Origin of the sequence: Bradyrhizobium sp. JYMT SZCCT0428 (assembly GCF_018131075.1) — a bacterium.
Classification (GTDB): domain Bacteria; phylum Pseudomonadota; class Alphaproteobacteria; order Rhizobiales; family Xanthobacteraceae; genus Bradyrhizobium.
Genome location: NZ_JAFCLS010000104.1, coordinates 1 through 11,474, shown reverse-complemented (window position 1 = coordinate 11,474; position 11,474 = coordinate 1). Strand labels below are relative to the sequence as shown.

Sequence of the window (11,474 nt, the reverse complement as noted above, 5' to 3'; positions counted from 1 at the left end):
GAACCAAAGCTGGGTATCGGGCGATGACGTGGTGACTTTGCGGCTATACGGACCGAGATCAAAATAGGTCATGCCCATTTTTCCACTCCCTGATCGCTTCTACCTCAGGCCGCGTCCTTGATTGGTTGGGATGCAGCGGCCTGGCTTTGTGTCGCTCAGCCTAGCGCTTTTCCGACGGGACGACGAATGAGAAAATCGAGCGCGGCGACCTTGTGCTCTCCCTATCACCGGAAGCGCCAGGTCCGAAAACTGCCAACAGATATGCGCGTGCAGTAAGGGCCGGGAGCAATACTAATTGATCTAACTCTCACTCCCTCGCCGTGGATCAGGGAGCAACAAACTCTCCCTTAAGCAATACCTCGGAAATAGGCGATTGTTGTTGCGGTGCAGCCTAAAGCACCAAACGTATGAGTTGGAAGCATCGGTATATATCCCTTCATCGCCTGCATGACAGGAACAGAGCCTCAACAGCTTACGTTATCCATTTGTGCTATTTGTTTGTGAGGCCCGTCCCATGCGCCCTATTTTTGGAATAGTTGCAATCGTATCAGTACCGGTTTGGTTGTGCGTAAACGTAGATTCTGCTTCAGCACAGACCTTTCTTGATCGATGGTCTATCATTCCAAAAGCGCACGCAGAACCGGCACCTGAGGCACAGGACCAGCCCAGACAGTATCCTCCGCCGCTTGAGCAACCCCCGACCGGAGGGGAGACGGCTGGTCGTCCGGAAGAGCTCTCAGCCCCTCGATCTTCAAACCGGGTTTTTTCTGGAAAAGCCTCTTACTATTCATATCCGACAGGAAAACCAGCGAGCGGTGCCCCGTTCATTCGGAATTCAATGACCGCTGCCCACCGCAACCTACCGTTCGGCACAAGTGTTCGTGTAACTGACCTTGCGAGCAGCAAGTCGGTAGTAGTTCGTATCAACGACCGGGGACCTTGGGTTCGCGGCCGCGTCCTCGACCTTTCGCTCGGTGCTGCGCGCAGTTTAGGAATAACGAACCGCGGCGTGGCCCAGGTTCGCGTTGAAGTACTATAGCTTGTGTCTGCTGGCGGAAAGTCTCCAGCAAGATGGATCGAGCTACGGGGCCAATGTCTTCCCGCGTCATTCGCGTCGGTTTGGCCGAACCACGGCGACTTCCGGTCTACCCCGATGAACGGACATCTCAGGATAGGCAGGCATGTCTCAAAGGTGCCAAACACGGGAATAGCCCATCCTATTCAATCACCTCGTCGGCGCGGACGAGCAGCGAAGGTGACATGCTTATGCCAAGTGCCCTCGCCGTCTTGAGGTTCAAAACGAACTCGAATTTGGTAGGCCGCTCTACTGGGACATCAGCCACGCGGTCTCCGCGCAGTATCCGATCTGCAATTTGAATGGCCCGTGGGAAATACTCCTCCTGCTTTGGCCCGTAGCTCATCAAAATCCCATCCTTCGTCGGGGAACGAAGGAATGTCATGGTCGGAAGGCCGTGCAATTGCGCGGCTGTTGCATATCTGGCCGAGGCCGTGACGAAACCTGGAAATGTTAGCAGGATGATCCCGGTCCGCTTGGGTCCAGCAAGGATGGAAAAGCTCTTTGCGAAGTCATCCGTAGTCGAAGTTTCCAGAACAATAGTTTCGATGCCCAACGCACGGGCCGCCTCAAGGGCGACGTCTAGCTGGGTACGACCCATTGAAGGCTGCCAAGCAAACGCTATGCGTTCAATGCCCGGTATTGCCTCCCGCATCAATTCAATCCATTTGGTCGCTAACGAGGGCAGGTCCAAGAAGAGGCCGGTTACATTGCCGCCAGGCCGGGCAAAGTTTGCTACCAAGCCCGTTTGAACAGGGTCGGTCTCCATATCGATGGCAACTATCGGTATGGTCTTGGTAGTTGCAGCGGCCACGCGGACCGCATCCGCCCCCACAACCACCAGTACGCCCACATCCTTTTCTATGAGGTCGCGAATTACCGCCGAAAGGTGTGCCAGATTTCCCTCGCCGGAACGCGCCAGAAACGTTTCGCCCTCGACATAGCCTAAACGCAGCCATTCCTTGCGCAGTATCGCGAAGGTCACATGGCTTGGGCTGATTGTAACCGGGTGCACATATCCGATTTTGCCCTTTCGGGTTTGTGCCGGAAGCGGCTCGACCGCGAGCGGACACGCGGCAGCGGCTCCAACAAATAGTGTTATGAACTCGCGGCGTCTCATGCCCACCAAGCGAACCGGTTCCCACCGAAAATATCACACCCAGAGTGCCGTGTCTGTGTTTCAGCGTAAGGCAAAGCGCATCCGACCACGTCGCCTTCGGGTTAAAAAAGAGAAGTCCGGACGCGCAGCCAGGTAGTCTGCTTTGCCTTCAAGAACAGACATCGTTAGCCGAGCCTGTCAGGTCCGAAAAGTGCCAAACTCGGACATGGGATCGTCTCTTGTTCGATCACCTCCGCCTAAAAAGGCGTGGTCGTCGATGGAAGTGGAGTGTTTGTACCGCCGATGGGCGGGTGGTGATGGAGGGCGCTGAAGCCGCCGAATTGCTGCCAGCTACCAAGCCAATAGGGCAATCTTCCTGATGTTGCTCTGCGCTCCTTCCTCCGACGTCCAACCGCACGACGGTAAAGTTGCAATGCGGCACACCTATTCGGATGGCTCCCGCTCCAACATTTAGACCTATCTTGCGAAAACGTTCTGGTTGGCAGGGGCTCACCTCAATGCTGGGATGGTTTCTCCGGCTTGGGCAACGCACTCCTTTCCGCTCTTACCGCGCCTTTCGTGACGAGGGATGTGAAAACCATTTGCGGAATATTCGGAGATCTTGTTCCGATGCGACCGCACTGAAACGCCAAGCAGTTGCGCCGTCACGGTTATGCGCGAGGGTCTCCAAGATCAGCTCCCGCTCGACAACGCTCATGGGCGAGCCGATCAGTCATCGAGCGCCGGCACCCATGCTCGCGCCGGTTCTCGGTCGTGGATGCGGGAACTTCTCAATGGAACCCAGTGTTCAATTTTATACACCTCGGGCGGAACGATTTTCCGGTCTCGACGTGATCTATTCGGGTAGGGCAAACGGCACGAGGACGTGCAATGCCCAGCAGACCGATCAAGCTCCCTTCCGAGGGCATCATGAACAGTATGCGCCTCGGCATTACAGTGACGGGCTTATACAGCGTGGTCGCAATGGGACTTATGATCGTCTTCTTGCGCGGGCTGCCCTAGGTGTCCTTGGAATTTTTTGCGCAGGTGTGGAGAATACCGCTATGCAAAAGCATAGCCGCGAGATCGTTCGAGAAATTGGCGAGAGACTGCGGGATTCATTCACAGTGGAGCGAGAGTTGCCCGCGCACTTCAAAACGCTAATCGAACGCCTCCGCCAATCAGACGACCAAGCGCAGCCCAGATAGGTTAAGCCGCCGTGTCACTGTTCGGTCCTGTTCGGTCGGTGCAAACCTGTTCACCGTCGGTAACGCGACTGTCAAGAGTTCTGCGCCGACGATAGCCTCGCATGCCGGCCACCCCCATATTGACCACCTCGGAAAGAAGCTCGCAAAATCTTTCTTTTCAGATTTGGCTACTGGACTTAAACTAGGCGGGCGCCCCATCAGGATGCTAAACCGCTGGGTCAATCGATCACCCAGTGCTGGTCCAAGGGAGGGGTTTGTGAAGTCCGCAAAGCGACAATTCGATCCTCAAGCGTTCCTAGCCAAAGTCAGGCTTGGTAAAACGATATCGCAGTATCGAAAGGGTCAGATTATCTACGCCCCAGGCGACGAGGCCGATAAGGTTTTTTTACGTACAGTCGGGCAAGGTCAAGGTGACCGTTGTTTCAGAGCACGGCAAGGAAGCCGTCGTGGGCATTTTGGTTTCTGCGCAATTTTTTGGTGAAGGATGCCTGAACGGTCAGATTGTCCGCGTCGCGACGGCAATGGAGGAGTGCGTTATAACCTCGATAACGCGAAAGGCGATGTTGGCGACGCTCCGCAAAGAACCCGAGTTTTCAGAACTTTTCGTGGCTTACCTGTTGACGCGTAGCAATCGCATTGAAGAGGATTTGATCGACCAGTTATTCAATTCCAGCGAGAAGCGGCTCGCACGACTTCTGTTGCTGTTGGCTAATTTCGGCAAAGCGGGAAAGCCAATCCCGGTCGACCCTGCGATCAATCAAGCAATTCTAGCGGAGATGATTGGAACCACCCGATCCCGGGTGAGCTTCTTCCTGAATAAATTTCGCAAGCTGGGTTTGATCAGCTACAACGGAAAGATCGAAGTGCACCGTTCATTGTTGAACGCAGTCTTGTACGAAAAGCCTCAGATAGTGAGAGAAGAAAAGCTGCCCAAGTAGATTGGATCTCCCAGATCAGTGCGCCACGAGGTGGCGCGGTGCCGCCGGCTGGAATGGTTCGAGCCGATCTCCTGCATTAGTGCCGTGAACGTCGCACCTGCGGATTCGAAGAAGATGGTGTTTCGCAGCGTCTTCCTCCCGTTTAATGCGCGCGACGGATGCTTGGAGGATCAGGCGGCACTGCGTTGACTGATCGCCACACACTCGGTGTGGAGTATCTCGTCAGAAGGCGTGAACCGGAACAACACACGCACTGGGTCGCCTTCATAATTTCGATAGTCAAGGCAAACGCCGTCAGCTGTAAGCGTCAGGTCATCCATTGCGAATGCGGTCGGACACGCCATCGCAAGTTGGGGTCCCCAGTAAGCAGCGATTGACGCCCGGCCAATTAAGGTCACGCCATCGCAGCCGCATTCAACCGTCGCTCGCTCGTCGTACATATCGACCAAAGCGTGCGTCGACGCTTACTCCCGTGAAATTGCCGCCCGGGCGAGCCAGACTGTCGGCGATCCCGAGCTTAACGGGGTCACCAGTTATCGTGACAACCGGAATACGCGATGTTAGTTTTTGAAGATGACTGCCCCCGGGCCAACAACCCAGACGACATCGGGGTTACTTCGAACGATTTTCTATCGCTAGGGCTTCGGGACCGGACGTGTTTTGCTCGCGGCCGTAACGTTCGACCTTGAGGTTTTTTCTTTCAATCTGCCCCAACCGCCGAAGCTCGGCGAATAACGCTCGAGAAAATTTGCTTTCGCTATGTTCATGCAAGTCCGCGCTTGGCTCCGATGGGCTGAAGATGGCAAGACGTTTCTCATTGGGGCTCAGCTGGGCCGCCCCAGCGAGCGGCCATGCCACCGAACCACACACGACACTGAGAAAAACCCGCCGCCTCATGGCTGCACCGGCTAACGAACGATGATCGTCTGACGCAAGTTTAGCACCCGGAGATGGCACGGATGCTTAATTAAGCGACCAATGCCCGCTATGGGTCATTAGGAAGCATCCAGCGGCAAGCGGCTGAGGTCCGCTAAGGAACATCAAAAGCCCTCCGCTAGGACGTCAAGAGCGGACATCGGCCGAGCGCGGCCGCAGCAGCGCCGAAGAGCCAAGCTCCGCGATCATGGTGCCATTGTTCTGGAAGCGTTGCCGTTGATCTGGTCGCAAAATCGAGCACGTTTCCCCTTCCAGGATTTCTGCGCCGAGCATCCAGACGGGTTTAAAAGGCGCGCCGTCAGTTGTCGGCAGTCACCTAGGTCGGGATGACGCCGTAGTAATCGTCCACGCCCCGAGTACGGGTTCGATCTTCCCAACTCCAGTCGTTATCGCTGCTATATTTTGGCGCAGCTTGCAGTTGCTTTTCGGTGATACCGGTCCGATAGCCACCAAGGTTGGTGTCATACTTCAGTGACTGCCACGGCAAAGGGTAGTGATCGTCTCCAATACCGAGTAAGCCTCCAAAACTCAGGACCGCGTACGAGACTTTGCCGCATCGCTTGTCGATCATGACCCGCTCGATCGAACCGATCTGCGTTTCGTCCGCTCCGTATACCGCAGTACCCTCAACCTTGTCGCTGCCGATCAAACTAACTGTTTCTCTTTCTTCTGTTGCCATCAGTTCCTCCCTTGAAAAAGGCCTAACCGCAGCTTTAGACGAAGGTTCCCTCGCGGCGCATATCGAAACGATAACCAGGACCCCCAACCCTCCCAGGAGTTCTGCGCTGAGTGTCCAGGCGGGATTCGAAGGCCCGCTGTCAGTACGGGGCTGAGGCTCAATCACTGACTTACGCCGAAGTCCGTCGGTTCGGGCCTTGGCGGGCCGCCCTCGTTCTCCCGATGTCGAGCTGTCACGTTGACTTACATGCCGCCCAGTCCCTCTGACCCGCTCGGTGATGCGTTCTTTTGCGGGGCTCGCTGCAGTCATTGAAACGATGGTAGAAACCCTCAGGCGCCATTCAGGAGGCACTGAGAGGCGGTCTGGGAAAAATGATGTTTTCAGTATGGGTCGATGGTGTCGGGGAGTTCGTGCGTTGACCTAGGAAGCAAGCGCTGCGCACGTTGGTCTAGGCCCCGGGATACCGCACCCGGGCGAGGCACACTAATTAGTCGTGCGGTCGAAACAACCATGTCCGTCACCAAGACCAGCCTAAACCGTGTGTCGATTTCAGCCGCGGCTGCGACCTGCAGACCCCTTTTGAGCCGTCCCTTTTATGGTGTGCAAATCCGCGGGGCGAAAATTGATGGTTGTTGATCCTGGTTTGGGAATGAAGCGCGTCGCCGTCCTGAATTTACCAAGGGGATTTGAATTAGCTACGCATCTACACCGGGTCATGCCCAGCTAAACTAAAATCGATATCGTGCAGCACATGGATGAATCGCTTGATTGGGTTCATGGTAGGTCCCGCCTTTTACGGAAACTTTAATTTCGCCTTTCGGCCGCAAAGGAGTTGCGAGGCGGGCGCCTAGCTCATAGCGCCCGCCTCCACCAGGAGCTGTTTACTTGGTCATCGCTCCCCGGGCGGCCTCGATTTTCGCCTTCACGGCATCAAGGTTGAAGCTGGCGCCCTTCTGCATCGGCGGGAACTCGATCGCCGTCATGGCGAGCTTTGCGACGCGCTGCTGGACAAAGACGAAGCGCCAAAACTCGTATTTGAACCAACCGAAGTATTCCTGCGATCCAGCCTTGGATCCATTTTCGGGCCAACCGGTGCGCTCGAAGGGATCAAGACGAAGGTTGGTCAGGTAGGGCACGTCCACCTTGGTCTTGTCACCCAACCAGCCACCAGGCTGATCGATGAAACGATACTTGTAGTCCCCGATGCGCACTGCGCCGAGTTCGCTCTCTCCGAAGTAAAAGATTTCGTCGCGGTTCGATGGCCCTTTGCCGGTGATCATGTCCATCTGGTTGTAGCCGTCCAGATGCACCTTGTAGGTCCGGTCTCCGATCTGCTTACCTTTCTTCAGTTCTTCGGAGATGTTCGGATTGCCAGCTGCCGCGAGAAACGTGGGGAACCAATCGAGCCCTGAGATGAGACCATTCTCGATCTTGCCGGCCGGCACTTTGCCCGGCCAGCGGATCATCGCCGGTGCGCGGAAGCCACCTTCCATCACGGTGCCTTTGCTCTGCGCGAACGGTGTCTGTCCACCATCCGGCCACGTGAAAACCTCGGTGCCATTGTCAGTGGTGAAGACCACAATGGTGTTGTCGTCCACGCCCATGTCCTTGAGCTTCTTCATGACGATGCCGATGTCGTCATCAAGCTGCGCCATCCCGGCCTCATGAATCGTCCAGCCGTTCTCGGAGTTGCGCATCTTCTGGTACTTGTCCGACAAATGCGTCACAATGTGCATGCGGGTTGGATTGAGCCAGAGAAAGAACGGCTTATTGTCTGCCTTGGCCTTGTCGAGAAACTTCAGGGCCTCGTCTCGGATTTCATCGTCGACCGTTTCCATACGCTTCGGACAGAGTTCGCCGGCGTCGTCAACTTTCTGCTTGCCCACCTTGCCCCAGCGCGGGTCCACTGTGGCGTCATCGACCATGGTGGCCACCGAGCGAACCATATTGCGTGGACCAACCTGCGCCCTTAGGTTCTGCGGATAGTTTGGATGGCAGGGGTCTTCCATTGCGTCGAGGTGATAAAGGTAGCCGAAGAACTGATCGAAGCCATGCACCGTGGGGAGGAATTCGTTCTTGTCGCCAAGGTGGTTCTTGCCGAATTGGCCTGTGGCGTAGCCCATGCCTTTTAGCGCGGTAGCAATGGTCACGGCTTCCGCTGGCAAACCCGTTGGAGCGCCCGCTTGACCGACCGTGGTCATGCCGGTCCGGATCGGAAGTTCACCGGTGATGAAGTTGGCGCGGCCGGCCGTGCAACTTGCCTCGGCGTAATAGTCGGTGAATAACATGCCCTCGGCAGCGATCTTATCCAGATTCGGCGTGCGTCCGGCCATCATGCCGCGGTGGTACGCGCCGATGTTCCAGATACCAATGTCGTCGCCCATGATGACCACAATGTTAGGCCGGGACGCCGGCTGTGCCTGTGCGCACGCTGGATCGCCCAGGCCCAGAGACATCAGAGCGGTCGCCCCGATCAGCGCGGCGCATGATCGCAGCACCCCGAAGCTTTTGAGTAGACTTTCTCTAATACTTGGCGTTCTGTTGGCAAGAATACAGTCGGACATGGTGTTAACCTCCTCATTTTGATGCATCAATGGCTCATCGCCTGATGCATCGAAAGCCGAGATGACTTGTGGAAGTATCGACCGGCTCCGCATGGCGCGCTGCGGGCCGGTAGCGTCGGCAGTAATTCGGCGCACACAAATGCGAGCCACCGATAGCATCTGTCATGCCCCTGAGTGCAGGGAAACGCGCCGACATTTTTGAACGTTGCCCCCTGATCGATCACCAAAACAGAACCCAGACGGGCACACACTACGTAGAAGCGCTGTCACGTGCTATTGGACCACGGTCCAACATCCAATGAGGCCTCGCGCCGCTATGGTGAGACGGCTGCGATGGGCTATCCAGTCACGCACAAAAATGGCGGGAACAACTCGTGTCAGAAGCCAGGCTGTTGGCAGAAACTGACGAGTAATCCACGCTGAACCGGAGGGCGCCAGAGATCATGAACCCAATCTCCCTCGTCATGCTTTGCCTTTTCCTGATCGTGTGTCCCGCCCTGGCGCAGCAGCGTTCCGAAACAACATACAGCGCGCCGCCATCGACCGAAACGCCATTCGATACGCTGCTCGGCCGCTGGGTGCGTCTGCAGGGAGGCTACGTGATCACCATCCGTTTTATTGCCGCGGATGGCAAACTCGAGGCGAGCTACGCAAACCCAAAACCGCTGCCTTTTCACGTCGCCGTGGTCAGCAGGAACGGTAATGCGCTCAAATTGCTGTTCGAATTACGTGCCGGCGGCTACAACGGCTCCACTTACACGCTAAGGTACGATGCGGCCAATGATCGATTGATAGGCATCTACGATCAGGTGGTCGTCAAACAGTCGTTCGACGTTGTGTTCGTACGTGCCAGATCCTGAGGCCTGTTGCGCGGCGATGGAGAGATTTCCTGAAAGTTTACGCTTAGCGCGCCGTTCGTTTGAGATCGACGCTGATTTTCTCGATCTTGCCGAATAGCGATGAAGCGCGCGAACTACGAACGGCAACGTTTATTGGTGCCAAGTATGAACAGCGTCCGCCCCAAGGGCCGCATTCACCAACTCGCGTCCAGCTAGACAGCCGAACGCGACGCCGTCATTGAGCGCCTAGATTCTCGATCCTCTTGAGAGCTTCCGCGCAGCCGCTCGACGCCGTCGATCTGTTGGCTAACAAACACGCCGCAATAACCGACGTCAGAACTTGTAGGCCGACCGTGAACATCAGGCGCCGCCGGCGAATGCGACACAGAACCAGCAGTCGTCTGAGGAGGGGGCTTTTCGCTATGTACTTTGAGGCGCCAAGGACCCCACATGGCGAAGCACGACAACGGCCGCGATAACAACCATCATGCCGGTGCTCAGACCGCTTTCGCGACCGTCAACATGGTAATTTTTCATTGACTGTCTCCTCAGTCACTGACCAAAAAGCAACAGTTTCTTCAAGCGTAAGGTTCCGGCCGGTTGTACGATGAAGACGGGGCGGGACTATTCCGTCATCCTCACGTGAGGGTTTCGCGTTCGGTAGGCGACTTGACCGAGTTCAGGATCGTCCTCCCCTACTAGCAAAAGTAGGATCAGCCTTGTGTCAATCGCGTCACTTTGGTCGTCGGCAAACTACTTCCGGTTCTCCCCGGAAGCGGACATCGTCAGGCCGGTCGGCATGTCTCAAAGGTGCCATTAGACTCATGCACCGCAGCAAATGGCTCCCTCATTCGATCACTTTGTCAGCCCTGAGGATCAGTGTCGAAGGCACATCGAGGCCAATCGCCTTCGCGGTCTTCAGGTTGATCGCAAGGATGAGTTTCGTTGGCTGCTGGATAGGAATTTCAGCTGGCGGAACACCGTTGAGAGTTTGGCCAACTTCATCCGCCCAGCGAAGGAAATAATAGGGATAGTCCGGCGCATAGGCTAATAATACCTGTCCACTGTCGGCAATGTCAGTCCACCAAGTAATCGATGGCAGCCGATATTTTACTGCAAGTCCAAGTATCAGCTCACGGTGTCCGAAGTTGGGAGGAAGCCCATTGGCCATCAGTGCTTCAGCCGATTGCTGCGCCATCGCCTCGAAGGCTTGCTGATATTCCGGTTCTCTCGCCGAACGCTCCATCGGTATGCCGATGATTGAAACTCCCGACCGCTGGCCCGCCTCTCTTACAGCTTGTCCCCAAGCCCCTTCCCATTCTGCGCGGTTCGAGAGATAGGCAACGCGCGATGCCGAAGGCACGGCTTGCCGGAGAATTTCGAGGTGCTTCCCTTGCATCTCGATCCCGGCATCCAAAGAGACGCCAGTGATGTTGCGTTCCGGCCTAGCCATGTTCTTTACAATTCCAGCGGCGACGGGATCACCAAAGGTGGCAACAATAGGAATTGCGGTCGTCTCTTTTGCGACCTGCAGGATGAATTGATGATCGAACCCAACCGCTATGACGTCGGGTTTAGCTTGCACGATCTTGCGTGCGACCTCCTCGTAGCGTTCGGGCCGACCCTCAGTGGCATATCGATCCACGATTAGATTCTTGCCCTCCGTGAACCCCATCTGAGCCAAGCGATTGAAGAGGAGTATCCAGAAAGTTCCTCCGAAGCTGTCCATTCCTGACTGGCTGCAAACTGCCAATCGATAGACCTTTTTTCGTTCGGCTGCCCACAGCGCAGTCGCCGTTGTGGTGGTGGCTAACAATCCCGCGAGAAGGTCCCGCCGTCGCATGTGCCTCTCCTAAGAAGCCTCTCCTAAGACCAAGCAAAGCCTATGGAATGACGAGCGTAGTACTTTTGTCGTGGCGCTGTAGAGATGGAAGGACGGCTTTGGGTCATTGCGTCGGTCTGGCCGGACCACGGCGACTTCCGGTCTACATCGGTGAACGGACATTCTCAGGATAGGCGAAGATGCCAAGAGCGGAACAGAGCTGCTGTTGAGGCCTCTCCGGTCCAATCGTGAAAACTGGGGCCGGACCGAGGAAGACACCGGCGCGCCCGTCACATAAGATGCAATTCTGCTTA

At 56.1% G+C, this 11,474-nt stretch carries 6 protein-coding genes and 2 pseudogenes; 3 read left to right on the top strand and 5 right to left on the bottom strand.

Annotated features, from left to right (window positions below):
* Window positions 1-514 precede the first annotated feature (514 nt).
* A complete protein-coding gene (locus JQ575_RS46320) occupies window positions 515-1,039 on the top strand; it encodes a septal ring lytic transglycosylase RlpA family protein (protein WP_212039136.1) in 525 nt (174 codons plus the stop codon).
* A gap of 178 nt (window positions 1,040-1,217) precedes the next feature.
* On the opposite strand, the gene JQ575_RS42685 is transcribed toward JQ575_RS46320, so the two are convergent.
* A complete protein-coding gene (locus JQ575_RS42685; RefSeq protein WP_212039135.1) occupies window positions 1,218-2,195 on the bottom strand; it encodes an ABC transporter substrate-binding protein in 978 nt (325 codons plus the stop codon).
* A 1,389-nt stretch (window positions 2,196-3,584) separates the two neighbouring features.
* Between JQ575_RS42685 and JQ575_RS42680 the strand changes: the two are divergent.
* Window positions 3,585-4,320, top strand: a pseudogene (locus tag JQ575_RS42680) (Crp/Fnr family transcriptional regulator).
* A 1,252-nt stretch (window positions 4,321-5,572) separates the two neighbouring features.
* On the opposite strand, the gene JQ575_RS42675 reads toward JQ575_RS42680, so the two are convergent.
* From JQ575_RS42675 to JQ575_RS42665, 3 genes and pseudogenes are all read right to left on the bottom strand, one after another.
* The gene (locus JQ575_RS42675; protein WP_212039134.1) at window positions 5,573-5,935 is read right to left on the bottom strand and encodes a PRC-barrel domain-containing protein; all 363 of its coding nucleotides are present in this window, start codon (window positions 5,933-5,935) and stop codon (window positions 5,573-5,575) included.
* 881 nt (window positions 5,936-6,816) lie between these two features.
* Window positions 6,817-8,391: an arylsulfatase gene (locus JQ575_RS42670; RefSeq protein ID WP_249167293.1), complete on the bottom strand. Its 1,575-nt coding sequence runs from the start codon at window positions 8,389-8,391 to the stop codon at window positions 6,817-6,819.
* A 142-nt stretch (window positions 8,392-8,533) separates the two neighbouring features.
* Window positions 8,534-8,650 (bottom strand): annotated as a pseudogene (locus JQ575_RS42665) (SUMF1/EgtB/PvdO family nonheme iron enzyme); the annotation flags it as partial.
* A gap of 292 nt (window positions 8,651-8,942) precedes the next feature.
* Here JQ575_RS42665 and JQ575_RS42660 point away from each other — a divergent pair.
* A complete protein-coding gene (locus JQ575_RS42660; protein WP_212039132.1) occupies window positions 8,943-9,359 on the top strand; it encodes a hypothetical protein in 417 nt (138 codons plus the stop codon).
* 826 nt (window positions 9,360-10,185) lie between these two features.
* On the opposite strand, the gene JQ575_RS42655 is transcribed toward JQ575_RS42660, so the two are convergent.
* Window positions 10,186-11,181 carry an ABC transporter substrate-binding protein gene (locus tag JQ575_RS42655; RefSeq protein ID WP_212039131.1) on the bottom strand — a complete coding sequence of 332 codons (996 nt, stop codon included), beginning with the start codon at window positions 11,179-11,181 and terminating at the stop codon, window positions 10,186-10,188.
* Window positions 11,182-11,474: the final 293 nt, after the last annotated feature.

Excerpts from the sequence above, each read along its gene's own strand:
- JQ575_RS42660 (WP_212039132.1), top strand. The coding sequence starts at position 8,943 with ATGAACCCAATCTCCCTCGTCATGCTTTGCCTTTTCCTGATCGTGTGT.
- JQ575_RS42655 (WP_212039131.1), bottom strand. The coding sequence starts at position 11,181 with ATGCGACGGCGGGACCTTCTCGCGGGATTGTTAGCCACCACCACAACG.
- JQ575_RS42670 (WP_249167293.1), bottom strand. The coding sequence starts at position 8,391 with ATGTCTCTGGGCCTGGGCGATCCAGCGTGCGCACAGGCACAGCCGGCG.
- JQ575_RS42685 (WP_212039135.1), bottom strand. The coding sequence starts at position 2,195 with ATGAGACGCCGCGAGTTCATAACACTATTTGTTGGAGCCGCTGCCGCG.
- JQ575_RS42675 (WP_212039134.1), bottom strand. The coding sequence starts at position 5,935 with ATGGCAACAGAAGAAAGAGAAACAGTTAGTTTGATCGGCAGCGACAAG.
- JQ575_RS46320 (WP_212039136.1), top strand. The coding sequence starts at position 515 with ATGCGCCCTATTTTTGGAATAGTTGCAATCGTATCAGTACCGGTTTGG.